Below are 16,919 nucleotides of genomic sequence, written 5' to 3'. Positions count from 1 at the left end.
CATCGGGTTTTAGGAGTTATGATGAACTTGATTGCTAGGCTATATTAAGAAGAAATAAGCCCACAGTCCGACCACAAAGGTAGCAATGATATTAAGGATAACACCCGTACGAATCATCTCGTTCTGCTTAATCAGCCCTGTACCAAAGACAATCGCGTTTGGCGGAGTCGCAACCGGTAGCATAAAGGCACACGATGCCCCAATACCGATGACCAATACCAACACTTCGTGTGGCAGACCCATCTGCTCGGCAATAGCAGCAAATACTGGCACCAACAAGGCTGCAGAAGCCGTATTAGAAGCAAATTCTGTCAAGAAGATAATAAAGGCTGATACCGCAATCATCACCACGATAAGCGGTGCTGACGACAGCGCATTGGCGACCGTTTCACCCAATACTAAAGATGCACCTGACACCTTCAAAATCGTCGATAGCGCAATACCACCACCGAATAGCATGAGCACGCCCCAATCGGTATTATCGGACACTTGCTTCCAAGATACCAAGCCCAAGCTGACCACAGCGGCAGCAGCTGATAAGGCAATCACAGCATCGGTATCAGTAATATCCAATGCAGCACCGATTTTCTTAGAGAATATCCAGCTTAATGCAGTGACGATAAAGACGATAATCGTAACCACACGCGGTTTATTCCATGCGATAGGCTCGTCTTCAACCAGTACAATTTTACGATTGAGATTGGGTTTGAGAAACAGATACATCGCACCCAATAATAGTGGCAATAGCACCAGCATCATCGGTACACCAAACTTCATCCAGTCCACAAAGGCAATGTTGAGCGCCTTTGCCGCGATGGCGTTTGGCGGTGAACCAACGATGGTACCCAAACCACCAAGGCTCGCTGAGTAAGCAATACCTAGCAGTACAAATACAAAAGTACCACGGTCTTTTTCACGGTCAACTTGGGTCAAAATACCGAGTGCCAGTGGCAACATCATCGCAGCGGTCGCGGTATTTGATATCCACATTGACAAAAATGCGGTCACGCCAAATATCAAAAATACCGCCGTACTGAGTTTGCCGCCTGACATCGATAAAATCTTTAGCGCGATTTTTTTATCGAGTTGCTGCACGTGTAGTGCCGCAGCCAAAGCAAAACCACCAAAGAATAAATAAATGGTCGGATTGGCAAAGCTTTGTAAACCAATTTCCGCATCGAATTCTGGAATGCCAATCAGCGCACCGACGACGACCACTAAAAGCGCGGTAATCGTGACGTGTACCGCCTCTGTCAGCCACAGCACACCGATGAAAAACAACACCGCTAGGCCTTTATTGGCATTGATATCGAACGGCAATACATTATAAATAATCATACTGATAACCGCCGCAATAGCGACTACTATCAGTCCTTTACCGGTACCCTTTGGAAAGGTATCGGTAAATAAGTACTCGTTGCCATCATCCGGAAGATGGCTATCTAGTTTTTGCTCTGACATAAAATGTCCTTATTTTCCCAAAGACGGTGTAAAAAGACGCTAAAATAAAGACGTTTTTAGCGATTTGCCATTCATTCATCGGCAACCACTAAAAAGACGCCGACATCATAACAGATATATAACAAAAAACTGATGGAACAAAGCGGTTATTAAATTTGCAATAGATATGGTTATATCAAAGGTGAAAAATTGACTTTAATGCATTGTGACTTCTAATGAACTAAAATGAATGCACCTTAGTCAATACGTTGCCAAGATAAATTTCCTCGTTAGCTATATTCCTTTTAAACCCCTATAGCTAATCAGCCTTATCCAGCATTAACCCGTGTGAGGTGCCGTTACACATCGTCACTAAACAAGCGTACACTGTATATGTACAAGCACATGCTGCTATCCCATACTAAATGAGTCGCTATAAAACCAAACACCAATAAACGGTACTTATTAAATTCTTATAACGTTTTTTATTGGAAGTTGATAAAAATAATTAGGAGTACTTTATGACAGACTCAAATAAAACGGACTCGACCACTAAAATGGCACCAAAAGACATCAACCAAGATGGCTTGGCCAAAAAAGACCAACAGCGCACTGATGACTCTGCACTGGATATGATGCAAGGTTTGCATGAACATGAAAATCACGAAGAAGACGAGAAATAATTTATCTAAGAATTAAGCTTATGTAAGTAATAACATTAAAATAAAAGCGCCCATCAAGTAGATGGGTGCTTTTTGCGTCTTGGCTGTCTTTTTTCTGGCAGACGATCTGACACATAGTTATAAATAAATGCCGCGCACAAAACAATGGTGATAGGGACAAATAACGCCCCATAGCCGACTTTGGCATATAAAAATGCCCCGACCGCTCCGCCACCGCTAAAGCTGTACCAAATAATTGCCTGAAAGCCCAGTGTCGGCTTACTGATACGACGACCAGCCAACCAATTGCCGATTGCAGCGCCCATATCAGAGGTTAGACCGGTCAAATGCGTGGTGCGAATAACAGCGCCGCTATAAGTGGCGACCATCGCATTCTGCAACCCGCACGCCATTGCCGCCGCCAACTGCCCTAAATAATCATGCTGCTGATATAACCAGTAGCTCATTAATAACAGCGCCGCTTCAATATAAAGCGCCGTGCCGTAACGCCGACCTAATTTTAATGACCGTTGACCAATCACATAGCCGCTCAATACCGCCCCTGCCAAAAAAGACAGCAGTAGCGCACCGATATATAAAATACTGCGGCCGTCTAAATGGGCAATCGCGGCTGAAAATAAGCTAACGTTACCCGTCACATGCGAGACAGATAAATTAGTAAAGCCCATTAATGCTGCTGTATTGACGCAGCCTGCACTGAATGCCAGCACAGCGCCGCCCCACAATATCCATCCTGGTAATTTGGTTATCATATTCGTCGCTTTATGGCTTGTTACCAAAAAGCCCCTATTATAACCAAAAAAGACAGCCAATTGGCTGCCTTCCCTACTTCTTAAGTCATATTACCTTTGATTAAAACAATTACTTTGTCTCATCAAGCATCATTAATTGCTCACTGATGGCAACGGTATTAAAACCTGCATCCACAAACATAATCTCACCGGTGATACCAGATGCCCACGGTGATAACAAGAAAAGCGCCGCATTACCGACTTCAGTCTGAGTAATATTACGCTGTAGCGGAGCGATTTTTTCACTGATATCAAGCATTTTACGGAACGATTTGATGCCGCTTGCCGCAAGGGTACGAATAGGTCCAGCAGAAATGGCATTGACACGGATACCTTCACCGCCCATCGAAGTGGCAAGGTAGCGAACGCTGGCCTCTAAACTGGCCTTTGCCATGCCCATGACGTTGTAATTTGGCAATACTGAAATACTACCTTCATAAGTCAAGGTCAGCATAGAACCATGGCGCATAGCCAATAAAGCGCGCGCTTCTTTGGCCAATGCCACAAAGCTATAGCTTGAGATATCATGGGCAATTTGGCTGCCTTCACGAGTGGTGGCATTGACAAAATCACCATCCAATTGATCCATCGGTGCAAAGCCAATCGCGTGTACCACGCCATCAATACCATCGCCCCAATGCGCGGTCACTTGCTCAAAACATGCCGCAATCGACTCATCCGATGCCACATCACACTCAAGTACCAAATCAGCTTCAAAGGCTTCTGCGGCCATATCGACCCGTTTTTTAATTTTATCGTTTGGATAAGTGAGAATTAACGACGCGCCTTCACGATGTAGGGCTTCAGCGATTGCCCAAGCGATAGAAAGCTTGCTTGCGATGCCAGTAACGACAAAGCGTTGTCCTTGTAGTAGCATAATATTTCCCTGTAAATCGATTTAAATGATAGATTATTTTTAATAGCTCGCTCATAAATAGCGAGTAAAAGCACAAGTTAAAAGATGACTCATTATACACGAATTGATTTAAGTAAACACTCGTATACTGTATTTACTTACACTGTATGAACACCTAACCTCTTTTAATAGTACCATCTAATATGGATAAAACGATTATCTACTGACCACAGCAGTATGAAGTTGAGTGGATTTCAAGTATAATCACAGCCCTCCCAGCTTGCACAATTTTTATAAAAATCCGTTACAACCGTTGTTTGTAACCAAGGATTTAGCGTTAAGCTACACCCACATTTTGGATGGCTGCCAAACTTATGAGCAATACCCCAACACTAGCATCAGATTTTCAAGAAAGTGTCGAATCTTATCGTCAGCTAATCACCTCAACTGGCGAAGACTTAGAGCGTCCCGGCTTACAAGACACCCCAACGCGTGCAGCAAAAGCGTTTGCGCATTTGACTAAGGGTTATCATCAAAGCTTGGATGAAGTCGTCAATGGCGCGGTATTCCCATCGACCAATCGTGAATTGGTCTTGGTGCAAAACATTGAATTTTATTCATTATGTGAGCATCATATGTTGCCGTTTCATGGCGTCGCGCACATTGGCTACTTGCCGAATGGTCACGTATTAGGGCTGTCAAAATTCGCTCGTATCGTCGATATGTTTGCCCGTCGTTTGCAAATCCAAGAGAATTTAAGCGAACAAGTGGCACAAACGATTATGGATGTAACGGGTTGCCGCGGTGTGGCGGTGGTCATGGATGCAGCGCACATGTGCATGATGATGCGCGGCGTGAATAAACAGCATTCAACCACGCGCAGTACAGCGATGCTAGGCGAATACGTACACGACAATCAAGCACGTAACGAGTTCTTAGATGCGGTACCAAAGCGTAAACCTGCTTTTTAAATATCAATCAAGATAAAAACCAGCGACAGAAATAAAAGTTAAAAAAAGAGCATATTGCCATATTAGCAATATGCTCTTTTTTATTTATAAAGGTTGTTAATTAGAGATTGTTAATGAGAGCTATTAAGCTACTTTATCATTTTTTGAGTCACGACTTGCGTGCTCATCACTGGCTTGCTGAATCTTAGTTAAAATAGCCTTGATTTCAGCTGCAGACAGATAAGTCGGTACCGCATAAGTATCACTGACTTCTTTAGCCGCGGCTTTGGCAATATTATCAAAATCACTGCTTTGCATGCCTTTAACGGTTGGATCGATATGTAAAGTGGCAATCAATTCGCGTACTTGCGCGATGAGATGGTCGGCAATGTCGCTATCGCTCTTGTTAGCTTGACCCGATTTTACCATACCGGTTTTACGAGCCAACTCTGCCAGTCTTTTCTTGCTGCCTTTACGATTGACGTCAAGCACATACGGCAGCACGATGGCATTGGCGCGACCATGAGGAATACTATAATGCGCTCCTAACTGGTGAGCGATAGCATGGACATAACCAAGACCAGCTTTATTAAAGGCGATACCGCCGTAATGAGCGGCAATACCCATCTCTTCACGGGCTTTCAGATTGCCGCCATCTTTATAAACTAGGGGTAAGTTTTGCATCACAGATTTAACCGCAGAAGCTGCATAGTAGTCGGTCTCGACGCTGGCATTGGCACTCATCCAAGCTTCTAAGGCATGCGTTAAGACATCAATACCCGTATCGGCTGTGATATGCGCCGGCATACCTTTCATAATAACTGGGTCAATAGCCGCGGCTAATGGCACCATTCTTGGGTCGATAGACAGAGCTTTTTGATGGGTTTTATCATCTGATACTACCGCACCCAAAGTTGCTTCTGAACCCGTACCAGCTGTGGTCGGAATACAATAAAGCGGAACCGAAGGCTTTCTAGCTTTTAGGATACCGATAAGCTGTTTTGGCTTGCAGTTATTGCCTTGTGACATGGCAATCATTTTAGCAGCATCAATGACCGAGCCGCCACCGATGGCAATAATTGAGTCGCACTTAGCATCGACAGACTTACGTAGTCCTTCTTCGACAACCTTAAAAGTAGGATCTGGGGTAATGCCATCGTAGACTTTATAGCTGATATTTTTGCTATCTAGGTAGTCAGTGACTTTAGCGGGGATACCAAGCTTGTTTAATACCGCATCAGTAACGATAAAAACATTGGTATTGCCTTCATTGATGAGCATGTCGCACAAATCTTCACACGAGGTTTCACCGACAAACAACATCGGTCTTCTGATAGGGACAACGTACGCAAAAGCTTTTAGCACTTTGGCACGCGTCTTGGCAACCGCCAAATAACCGGCGTGTTGTAAGCCAGTACTGTTTACCAATTTAGAAATAGTATTTTGTTTTTTCATGGGTATAAAAATCCTTTTTAATGATGCTAATACTAGCAATAACGACAACTTGAATCACCGAATCATCACCGCTGTCAGAATAAAAAGATGCTGTCAAAATAAAAGCACTGTGAATAAAGATACTGCATCAGTGTCTACATAAAGCAAACTACTGTTTAAACTTATTGTACCACCGCCATTTTTAGGATGTTACGATTATTATGAACTGCGATGTTCTGATTAATTAGCGCTTCGTCCTTACTTATGTTGTTGCTTATGTTGTTGCTTATACTGTTACTTATTAAGCAGCCAATTGATAATCACTATAAGCTTAGCTATGTCCTATTAATCCGCTTCTTTGACCAGCCACTGCTTATTATCTTGATTAAAATACCAAATCATCACCACAGGTGCCAAGATGCTCAGCCAAATACCATAAGTAATTGGCAGTCCTTGTACGACCGCCATATAGCTCAGCCCAATGATTACTAAAGCAATAAGCATGGCAATGACGTTATGACTCGATTTACGGCACATTAATTCGCGCAGTATCGTGAGCGTTAATAAGAATACACTTAACATACCCATCAACATGCCCATTGCGTATGGCTGGGAGATAACTTGATAGCCAGCCGCGCTAGTATCCGCGGCGACAGACTCAGTGACCAAGTTCAGCATACTGCCTAACCCTGCGATTGAGGCAAAGATAAAAAAATGACCATAGCCAAATAAGAATAAATCATGGCGTCGGCGCTCTTTATTTAAAATGGTATCGAAAGGGACGATGAAATATAGCCACCATAAAGAGAACACTAAGGCGACTAAGCTTGAGCCTAAAAACATAATAGAGCTGGCAGCAGAGGATGAGTTGGTCAAAAAATATTGAATCGTATTGCTAACCCCTACCACGCCCTCGCCCAATACAATGATGGTCAATAGCCCGTAACGCTCGGCAATATGTGCCGGATGCCAATTGTCAAACTGCTCTGAGCGTGCCCATACTGGCATGAGTAGCTCTGCTGCGATAAACAGAAACAAAGCGGGCGTTTGTAATGATGCGGGTAAAAACAACCAACTTATCCAAAGGGCCTGCAGGGTCAACAGGCCGACCATACTGCGGCCAGCGACTTTTTGGTGACCCGGTACTTGTCGATAGACGCGCCACCACTGACTACAACTCGCCAGCCGCATAATCGCATAGCCAGTCACCCCAATCCATGTCAGCCCTTGCTCATAAAACTGATGGATATTGGCCGCTATCATCAGGGAACCAAACATCTGAAACATCACTGAGATACGATAGAACCAATCATCAGGGTCATATCCTGATGCAAACCAAGTAAAGCTGGTCCATGCATTCCACAGGATAAAAAACGCCACAATAAAAGTCAAAAACCCTGACAGGTCATGCTCACTTAAACGACTATAAAACCCATGTGCCGCGGCTGCGACAGCAATCACATAGACTAGATCAAACAACAGCTCAAGCGTGGTTGACGGCCTGTTTGGCTCGCTGGTATCTCGAGCATAGATGGGTTTTATTTTGAGCCTACTTATCATGTAGTGAGTTCCGATTTCTTTAAATTCGTATAGTTATTCAGTCTAACCTACTTAGTCTATATCACACTCGCCTGCAATAATTGCTGCGCATACGGGTGCTTTGGGTTATTAAACACATCTTCGCTACGACCCGACTCAATACACACGCCGTCTTTTATCACCATCATATGCTGACATAAGGCACGGACTACTTTTAAATCGTGGCTGATAAACACATAGCTGACTTGCAATTTTTCTTGAATCTCTCGTAGCAAGCTGACCACAGTGACTTGCGTGGTGCTATCAAGTGCAGACGTTGGCTCATCCAATATCAATAGACTTGGTCGCATAATGAGTGCACGGGCAAGCGCCACGCGCTGACGCTGTCCACCTGATAGCTCATGCGGATAACGCTGCGCAAAATCAGCTGGTAGATGCACAGTCACCAAACTATCCATCACCGCTTGTTGGCGTGCTGCTTTATCGACGCCTTGTACCAATAATCCTTCTTCGACTATCTGCATAACTGTCATGCGCGGATTGATACTGGCAAAGGGGTCTTGAAATACCATTTGAATTTGTGAACGGAAGGTGCGCAAATCACGTTTGGACAATGCCGTCATGTGCTGTCCATTGACCATTATCTGACCACTGACACGCGCTTGATTGCTGAGTAATTGGCTTAGCGCAAGGGCAATCGTGGTTTTCCCAGAACCTGACTCACCAACGATACCGAGTGCCTGCCCTTTCTGTAGGGTCATATCGACATCTTTTACCGCATCAAACCAGCGTTTGGTACCACCAAACAAACTTTTTTCAATAGGAAACTGTACTTGTAAGTTACTGACTTGCAATACGGTTGGTTGCTCGCTGCTATCAGCGAATAAGCTTAGCGCCTGACCAAAGTCTTGCTTGATAAGTGAGCGGGTATATTCCGCTTTAGGCTGGCTAAATACTGCTGCCGTTTGCCCTTGCTCAATCGTGTGTCCTTGGCGCATGACGATGACTTCATCGCTATAGCGCCTGACCAAATTGAGATCATGGCTGATTAATATCATTGCCATATTATGCTGACGCTTAAGGGTATCTAACAGCTCAAGAATCTCATGTTGCAAGGTCACATCAAGCGCGGTAGTCGGTTCATCAGCGATTAAGATATCAGGCTGCTGTGCCAATGCCATGGCAATCATCACCCGCTGACGTTGGCCACCTGATAGCTCATGCGGATAGCGATTCAGTTTATCAGCAGGGTCGTTGATATTGACATCGTCTAACAAGGCGATACTTTTTTCGCGCCATTGCTTTTTGGCTACGCCGCTGAGATGCAAAGATTCAGCAATTTGTTTGCCGACCGTATGTAGTGGATTAAGCGCCGTCATCGGCTCTTGAAACACCATACCGATACGCTGACCACGAATAGAGCGCAGCGCCGCATTACGTGCCTTATTATTAGCTACCGGTAATGTCACCATTCCTGTTACATCTGCTAATTGTACATCGCCAGTAACGGTCAAACTGTCCGGTAGCAAACCCAATAGTGCAAGACTGGCAATCGACTTACCAGAGCCCGACTCACCAACTATGGCAAGTGTTTGTCCTTGCCGCAGCTCATACGTTAGCTTATCGACTAAAGGCACGCCAAGAGTGTTGGCAATACTAAGCTTATCTACTGTCAGCATAAGCTTGTTTTGTGCATTGCTATGATTGTCATTTAAACAATTTTTTTGCTTAGTAGCAGTTATCATATTAGCGGTTATCATATTCTCAGTTGTCATATCAGGAGCGCCTCGGATCAAAGGCATCACGTAGCGCTTCGCCAACGAAGATTAGCAATGATAAGATAAAGGTTAAGCTAAAGAATCCAGATAGCGCAAGCCATGGGGCATCGAGGTTGTTTTTCCCTTGTACCATCAGCTCACCAAGCGACGGTGAACCAGGCGGCAAACCATAGCCTAAAAAGTCTAACGCTGTTAAAGCAATAATATTAGCCGTTAAAATAAACGGCAGTTGTGACAAGCTTGATGCTAAGGCATTAGGCAAGATATGTCTGAGCATGATTTGACTGTCTGACACCCCAAGGTTACGAGCAGCACGGACATAATCAAAGTTACGCGCCCGCAAAAACTCCGCCCGTACCAAACCGACTAACCCCATCCAGCCGAATAACAACATCATGGCAAATAGCATAAAGATACTAGGGCTAAATAAGCTCACCAAAATAATAATCATAAACAGCTGCGGCATACCGCCCCATACTTCCATAAAGCGCTGCCCGGCTAAATCTACCCAGCCACCGTAATAACCTTGTATCGCACCGACGATAATACCAATCAAAGCGCCCGCGAGCGTCAGTGCCAGTCCAAACAATAACGATACCCGCAACCCATAAAGTATCCGTGCCAGCACATCGCGACCTAAGTCATCGGTACCAAGCCAGTTCTGGCTATTTGGCGCGGCCGGATACGGAATACCTAGCTCAACGTTTGGGGTCTGATCGGCAAATGGAATGGGCGGCATAATATAAAAGCCCTGCTCATCAATCAGCGTTTGCACCGCAGGGTCTTTATAGTTGGTTTCGGTCTCAAACACCCCGCCAAAAGTCGTTTCAGGATAGGCTTTTAGTACGGGGAAATAATAATTGTCTTGATACTGCACCAGTAGCGGCTTGTCATTGGCAATGACATTGGCTGCCATACAAATGACGAATATCAGCGCAAAAATAAATAGCGATATGACGCCAAGGCGATTATGACGAAAACGGTTTAGACGCGCCTGCCAGATAGGATTTAGGCGGCGTTTTTTTTCTAGGGCAATAGAAGAGACAGTTGAGGGCGTTGAAGATAATGGATGACTTGACATTAGCGCCCCTCAAAATCAATACGAGGATCAATCAAGTGATAACTCAAATCACTGATTAATTGTAATAACAGTCCCACCAAGGTAAAAATAAACAGCGTACCAAATATCACCGGATAATCACGCTGCTGAATGGCTTCGAAACCTAACAGCCCCAAACCATCAAGTTTAAAAATAATCTCAATGAGAAAGTTTCCAGCAAAGAAGATCCCAACGATGGCCGCTGGAATACCAGCAATAATAATCAGCATGGCATTACGAAACACATGACCATATAACACTTGACGCTCACCCAAGCCTTTTGCTCGAGCGGTGAGGACATATTGCTTACCAAGCTCTTCTAAAAAGCTAAACTTGGTCAAATAAGTCAAGCCGGCAAAACCGCCAACGGTACTTGCTAGGAGCGGTAGCGCCAGATGCCAAAAGTAATCTTTCACTTTACCAAGCGTGCTTAATTGATCGAAATTCTCAGAGGTTAATCCTTGCAATGGGAAAATATTCCAGTAGCTGCCACCAGCGAAAAACACCAATAGTATGACGGCAAATACAAAAACGGGAATCGCATGGCCGATAGCAAGCAGCATCGCCGTGGCTTTATCAATCCCCGAGCCATGATGCATGGCTTTATAAACACCCAGTGGAATGGCTATCATATAAATCAGCAACGTGCTCCAAAGCCCAAGTGAGATGGATACAGGCAACTTTTCTATAATGAGGTCGGTTACTGACTGACCTTTAAAAAACGACTCACCAAAATCAAGCTTGGCGTAATTTTTTAGCATTAGCCAAAAGCGCTCAGGTGCTGATTTATCAAAGCCGTATTGCGCATTGATTGCCGCTACCATCTCCTCCGATAGACCGCGTGTACCTTGGTAAGTACTAGTATTACCGGCACTACCCGCACCAAGATTACCACCGAGCGCACTGTCTTTTGCGCTTTGCTCGATAAGCGCCAGTTGCTGCTCAACAGGACCGCCCGGCGCTGCTTGCACAATGACAAAGTTCGCCAGCAATATCAAAAATAGCGTCGGTAATATCAGTAATAACCTTTTTAAGATATAACGACCCATAATGGCGGCTTCCTAAAATAAAGAGATATGACAACTTAGCATTTAGAAGTTATTTTTAAGCTCACGTAACGCGGCGAACACCGTCAAAGACTTATCATCGTCTATAGTGACTTTAGGCTTCACCCCTGCTATCACACTCGGCTCTTGCGTACGCAAAAACACATTGATTGCGCGCTCATGTTCTAAAGTAACGGGCAGCGTCGGGACACCTTGGGCGGTTTTTTCTTCTGCTTGCGCAAGCGCTTGCTGCATCGCTTCATTAGCCGGTTCAATAGATAAGCCAAAGCGTAAGTTGCTGGCAGTATATTCATGTGCTGGATACAGCAATGTCTCGGCTGGCAAGCCATTTAAACGCTTAAAGCTCTCATGCAATTGCTCAATCGTGCCGGTAAAGACGCGACCACAACCGGCACTAAATAAAGTATCACCGCAGAAACAATGCTTCTGCCCATCGATATCCAAAATATACGCCACGTGGCTTGCTGTATGACCTGAGACATCCCATACTTGCGCAGCGCAGCCCCAAGCACTTACCGTACTGCCGTCTTTAATAGTCTGGTCTTCATCAACGTTGTGTTCTGTGTGCGCTACCAGATGGGTCATCGGATAAGACTCTTGTAGCTCGGCAACGCCGCCGATATGATCATGGTGATGATGCGTGGTCCAAATAGACGTCAGCTCCAGCTCATGCTCCTCTAAATAAGCAATCACTGGCTCAGCTTGACCCGGATCAATGACAATCGCCTGCTTATTATTCTCATTAATTAATGTCCAGATATAATTGTCATTAAATGCTTTAATCGGGTGAATACGAATACTCATATGAAGTCCTTAGCAGTGATTATCTTTATTACGAATGTCTTTTATTAAATTCTCAAGCCAAATAAAACGTTATGCAGCGTCATTGCATTTATTAACTTAAATTATTGCTTTAAACTATCTTTTAGAGCCATTGTTTTAAACTACTGCTTTAAATATTGATTAACACGTGCTTCAGCTTCTTTATCTGTCCACCAATAATCGATAGCGACGGCGTTGGTCGGCAGTTTTTCAGTATGACGATATTGATTCCAGTAGGCAACATTGGTGGCAGACTTGCCGTATAAAGGTACTAAATAATGTCCTGCCCGTAGCAGGCGATCGAGCACCTTGGTATATAAAACAATCTCATCACGGCTCTCAGCATTTGCAAGTGCGGTTGTGACCTCATCTATCACTATATTTTTAATACCGATGGTATTGGCGTTGCCCGCTTCATCAGCGGCTGCACTGCCCCAAAACGCCGCTTGCTCAGCACCAGGTGATAAGCTCTGTGCAAAGACGTCGACCACCATATCATAGTCAAAACGGCGCATACGCTCGTAATATTGTGGCCCATCGACTTGGCGTAAGGTCGCATCAAACCCCAAACGCTTTAAATTACGGATATAAGGCAACAGCACGCGCCCCATGGTCTCGCCTGTCATCAAAATTTCAATCTGAGCAAGCTTGCCATTTGGCTGATATAACTTCATATCATCATAATAAAAGCCAGCATCTAGCAACAGCTGGCGCGCCTCTAATAAGGCTTTACGATTAAAGCCGCTACCATCACTGGTTGGCAATCGCCATTCCGTCAATACCGCTTGTCGCTGAATCGGTTCAAGCTTGGCTAGCAATGGACTGAGCACCTGCATCTCAGCCGCAGATGGCGTACCAGTAGCAGCAAGCTCTGAGCCATGAAAGAAGCTTTGCAAGCGTTCATACTGCCCATGGAATAAAGTTTTATTCATCCACTCAAAATCATAAGCTGCCGTCAATGCTTGGCGAACGCGAATATCTTGAAAAATTGGCCTACGCATATTCATCACCAGACCCTGCATCGGTACTGGATTTTCGCTGCTGATGGTTTCTTTATTAATCAGACCAGCTTTGACAGCTGGGAAATTATAACCTGTTGCCCAATTAGAAGCTTTGTTTTCAGGACGAAAGCGATATTGCCCAGATTTAAAACCCTCAAAAGCAATCTCATCACTTTGATAATAGACAAACTTAATCTTATCAAAGTTATAGCGACCACGATTGACCATCAAATCACGGCCCCAATAATTGGGATCACGCACATAGCTGACCGCACGCCCCGCATCGACGCGGCCAAGTTTATAAGGACCACTACCCATCAATGGCGTGAGCGTGATTTTCTCAAAATCTGTATCAATCGATGACTTAGCAAAAATAGGGAATTGCCCAACCGTTAATAAAATCTCTTTATTTTCATCAGACTTAAAAACAAACTTTACCCGCTGCTTATCGATAATTTCAATGTCTTTAATATCGCCTAAATAACTGCGAATATACATTGGGCCTTTAGTCAGTATCGCATCATAAGTGGCTTTGACGTCACTACTGGTCACTGGCGACCCGTCCCAAAAGCGCGCAGCAGGATTAACATGGTAAATAATCCAACTGGTGTCATCAGGGTCATACGTGACTTTATTTGCCAGCTGCGGATACATTGTAAAGGCTTCATTGAGTGAGCCTGTCATCAAGGTATCATACAGGTAGTCAGTACCGACCATCGCCACGCCTGTGGTCATCCATTTATTGGCCGCATTAAAGGTGCCACGTGCCTCAAGCGATAATGTGCCACCCTTGGGCGCATTGGGATTGGCATAAGGCATAAACGGCACGTCAATATATTCAGTGGTACTATTATGCCCAAGCGCAGTCGTAGTGATTGGCGCCGCGATACTAGCAGGTATCCAGCTGATAGTAATGGCGAGCAAGACGGCTTTTAGCATGGTATTTTTTAGCATCATAAAGTTATAACAAACCCTTTTGCCAGACCGAATGAATATATTGAGCATTTAACCAGTGACTGAAAGCCACTGACCGCTTATGAAATAAAAGCTGAGAAAAATGTGATGTATCTGACGTATCGTAAGTGCTGCAAAATTTTATCATAACAAACTTAGGTTTTTTAACCTAATATTTTGCAGCGTTAAGGTTGCTACATGACGGATTATGCAGCTTAAAAAACACTAATACGCATAAAAAAAGACGCAGCTCATAAAAGTTGCGTCTTTTGTTTTAAAACCTGTACTAACTTAAGCGTGCTTTTTTTCAAAGGTGATCATAAAATCAACCAACTGCTGTACCCAGTCTAGCGACACTGCATTATAAATACTGGCACGCATTCCGCCAACATCGCGGTGACCTTTTAGATTCATCAAACCTGCTGCCGCTGACTCTTCTAAGAATACTTTGTCAAGGCTGCTGTCTGCTAACGTAAACGGCACGTTCATGATAGAGCGATATTTGGGGTCAACTGGATTGCTATAAAAGCTGCTGTCATCAATCGTTTTATAGAGCAAATCAGCTTTTTGCTGGTTGATTTTACCAATAGCAGCAACGCCGCCCTGCTCCTCTAACCAATCAAATACTAACCCTGCTAAATACCAAGAATACGTCGCTGGCGTGTTTGACATTGACTCTTTTTCAGCCTGATGTTCATAGTTCATCAGCAGCGGACACCATTCACTTGCTTGCCCCAATAAATCTTCACGAATAATCACGATAATCAGACCTGCTGGCCCAATATTTTTTTGTGCACCCGCGTAAATCATGCCAAATTTAGAGACGTCAATAGGCTGTGACAAAATGCAAGAAGACATATCGGCGATAATCGGCGCATCGACTTGTGGCGGCTCAAATATTTGTACACCATGAATGGTTTCATTGGCGCAGTAGTGGAAATACGCCGCATCTTCGCTTAAGTTCCAATCGCTTTGGGCTGGCACGTTGGTAAAATTACTGTCCTTACCCGTTGCCACCACATTAACCTCGCCCAAACCCAGTTTGGCATAGCGCTGTGCTTCTTTGACTGCTTTACCAGACCATGTACCTGTCGTTAGATAGTCTGCGCGGCCACCATTTAACAGGTTTAATGGAATCGCTGAAAACTGTAAGCTGGCACCGCCTTGTAAAAACAGCACTTTATAGTTATCTGGAATGTCCATTAGCGAGCGCAATTTGGCTTCAGCTTTTTCGGTAATCGCGATGTATTCTTTACTACGGTGACTCACTTCCATGACCGACATACCGCGTCCCTGCCAATCAAGCAACTCTTCTTGAGCGCGTGATAAGACGGCGGTCGGTATGGTGGCAGGTCCCGCTGAAAAATTGGGTACACGGTTAGGAGCGGCTTTAGTGGTCATAATCATTATCCTAAATATGATGAAATCATCGTGGTTATTAAAGGTTAAAGGTTAAAGGTTAAAGGTGAATGTTATCGTTATTTTTTAATCTCTGTCGTAGTAGTCGTAATAATAGTAAGTGGCAACCCTTTAATTCTGCTTTGATAACTGCTCCCACAGCTGACGTTTAAGGCTACTATCAGCAAGCATGTCATCAAGTGTGGGCACAGTAGTAAAGTTCGGATGCTCAAGACCGTCAGGTAATACGGTCAATGCCGCCACTTTTATCTCTTCGCGACGACCAATCTTAAAGACATATCCTGCAAGGCTGGCATTGGCAAGCTCAGCGGTATCCATACCTTCACAAATAGGAAATGAGGTTGTCTCACAACTGATGGATAGCGCTTGGGTGATATTTTGCCAAAGCTTTTGGCTGTCATTATTAAGGGCTTGGATATCAACCAAAATTACCCAATCGCCATAGCGACCACCTTGTAAATCAAATGGTACTACCTTTTTAAAGCTATCGTCTTTAAAGTTATTCTCTTTAAAACTGCTATCTTCAAAGCTTGGAGCATTATTTACATTATCAATCGCAGCTTGCTGAACGACAGTATTTACAAGTGAGGTAACGGCGGGCTTAGAGATGTCAGGGGCAGTCGAGTCAAAACTATAGGTAACGGGGCTTTGTTGGTCAGAATGACTTAAACCTGTCTCATTAGCGTCATCATAAGAATGATTAGACTCATCATCTACCATATCTGATATGGCATTAATATTTGGGGATTCAATATTAGAAGATTCAATGCTTGGCTGTTCAGTGCTCGTTGTAAAAGAAGCTGTAGCATTAGATAGAGTGCCGGCATTAGCTAAAGTTGAGTTAGCGGTAGTCTGCTCAGGCAAGGCAGGCGCAGAAATATCGGCGATATTCATGGTTTCAGAGCTTGGCTGCACCCACTGATTGATACCCATCATCGCTAAAATCTGGCGCTGCTGCATACGATGCTGCAATACAATTAGCGGGTCTTGAATATCACTCATGCTTATTTACTATCCTACTTATCTAAAATGGATTTACAGGCTTTTACTATCAAAAGAATACTCAAATGCAATTAATGACATTGC

14 protein-coding genes are annotated in these 16,919 nt (G+C 44.2%); 2 read left to right on the top strand and 12 right to left on the bottom strand.

The window, feature by feature from the left end; translation table 11 throughout:
• Nucleotides 1-39: 39 nt before the first annotated feature.
• Nucleotides 40-1,461 (bottom strand): DASS family sodium-coupled anion symporter, encoded by a 1,422-nt coding sequence (locus JMX94_RS08785; protein ID WP_201564992.1) that lies wholly within the window; start codon nt 1,459-1,461, stop codon nt 40-42.
• Nucleotides 1,462-1,961: 500 nt separating this feature from the next.
• Between JMX94_RS08785 and JMX94_RS08780 the strand changes: the two genes are divergently transcribed.
• Complete coding sequence (locus JMX94_RS08780; RefSeq protein WP_201564991.1) at nt 1,962-2,123, top strand: hypothetical protein; 162 nt, start codon at nt 1,962-1,964, stop codon at nt 2,121-2,123.
• A gap of 53 nt (nt 2,124-2,176) precedes the next feature.
• On the opposite strand, the gene JMX94_RS08775 is transcribed toward JMX94_RS08780, so the two are convergent.
• Together JMX94_RS08775 and JMX94_RS08770 are read right to left on the bottom strand one after the other, a co-directional pair.
• Entirely contained in the window at nt 2,177-2,875 is a 699-nt protein-coding gene (locus tag JMX94_RS08775) for a YoaK family protein (RefSeq protein WP_201564990.1), read from the bottom strand.
• 109 nt (nt 2,876-2,984) lie between these two features.
• Nucleotides 2,985-3,791 (bottom strand): enoyl-ACP reductase, encoded by an 807-nt coding sequence (locus JMX94_RS08770; protein ID WP_068405263.1) that lies wholly within the window; start codon nt 3,789-3,791, stop codon nt 2,985-2,987.
• A 353-nt stretch (nt 3,792-4,144) separates the two neighbouring features.
• On the opposite strand from JMX94_RS08770, the gene folE reads away from it, so the two are divergent.
• Nucleotides 4,145-4,741 carry a GTP cyclohydrolase I FolE gene (gene folE / locus JMX94_RS08765; RefSeq protein WP_183618337.1) on the top strand — a complete coding sequence of 199 codons (597 nt, stop codon included), beginning with the start codon at nt 4,145-4,147 and terminating at the stop codon, nt 4,739-4,741.
• Nucleotides 4,742-4,864: 123 nt separating this feature from the next.
• Here the strand turns inward: folE and JMX94_RS08760 are convergent, their stop codons facing one another.
• The 9 genes from JMX94_RS08760 to JMX94_RS08720 form a co-directional block, all read right to left on the bottom strand.
• The gene (locus JMX94_RS08760) at nt 4,865-6,175 is read right to left on the bottom strand and encodes an iron-containing alcohol dehydrogenase (RefSeq protein WP_201564989.1); all 1,311 of its coding nucleotides are present in this window, start codon (nt 6,173-6,175) and stop codon (nt 4,865-4,867) included.
• A gap of 324 nt (nt 6,176-6,499) precedes the next feature.
• Entirely contained in the window at nt 6,500-7,714 is a 1,215-nt protein-coding gene (locus JMX94_RS08755; protein WP_227673580.1) for a low temperature requirement protein A, read from the bottom strand.
• Between the two features lie 56 nt (nt 7,715-7,770).
• Nucleotides 7,771-9,453, bottom strand: coding sequence for a dipeptide ABC transporter ATP-binding protein (locus JMX94_RS08750; protein ID WP_201565019.1), 1,683 nt, complete (start codon nt 9,451-9,453; stop codon nt 7,771-7,773).
• Between the two features lie 16 nt (nt 9,454-9,469).
• The gene (locus JMX94_RS08745; protein ID WP_201564988.1) at nt 9,470-10,552 is read right to left on the bottom strand and encodes an ABC transporter permease; all 1,083 of its coding nucleotides are present in this window, start codon (nt 10,550-10,552) and stop codon (nt 9,470-9,472) included.
• The gene (gene yejB / locus JMX94_RS08740; RefSeq protein WP_201564987.1) at nt 10,552-11,619 is read right to left on the bottom strand and encodes a microcin C ABC transporter permease YejB; all 1,068 of its coding nucleotides are present in this window, start codon (nt 11,617-11,619) and stop codon (nt 10,552-10,554) included. Before yejB ends, JMX94_RS08745 begins: the two co-directional genes overlap by 1 nt.
• 42 nt (nt 11,620-11,661) lie before the next feature.
• A complete protein-coding gene (gene gloB / locus JMX94_RS08735) occupies nt 11,662-12,441 on the bottom strand; it encodes a hydroxyacylglutathione hydrolase (protein WP_201564986.1) in 780 nt (259 codons plus the stop codon).
• Nucleotides 12,442-12,581: 140 nt separating this feature from the next.
• On the bottom strand, nt 12,582-14,414 hold the full coding sequence (locus JMX94_RS08730; RefSeq protein WP_201565018.1) for an extracellular solute-binding protein: 1,833 nt from the start codon (nt 14,412-14,414) through the stop codon (nt 12,582-12,584).
• A gap of 291 nt (nt 14,415-14,705) precedes the next feature.
• Nucleotides 14,706-15,815, bottom strand: a complete 1,110-nt coding sequence (gene serC, locus JMX94_RS08725; protein ID WP_201564985.1) for a 3-phosphoserine/phosphohydroxythreonine transaminase — start codon at nt 15,813-15,815, stop codon at nt 14,706-14,708.
• A 129-nt stretch (nt 15,816-15,944) separates the two neighbouring features.
• Nucleotides 15,945-16,835 (bottom strand): hypothetical protein, encoded by an 891-nt coding sequence (locus tag JMX94_RS08720; RefSeq protein WP_201564984.1) that lies wholly within the window; start codon nt 16,833-16,835, stop codon nt 15,945-15,947.
• Nucleotides 16,836-16,919 lie beyond the last annotated feature (84 nt).

The organism is Psychrobacter sp. CMS30, from assembly GCF_904846565.1.
GTDB lineage: Bacteria > Pseudomonadota > Gammaproteobacteria > Pseudomonadales > Moraxellaceae > Psychrobacter > Psychrobacter maritimus.
This window is presented reverse-complemented; position numbering and strand designations above follow the sequence as displayed.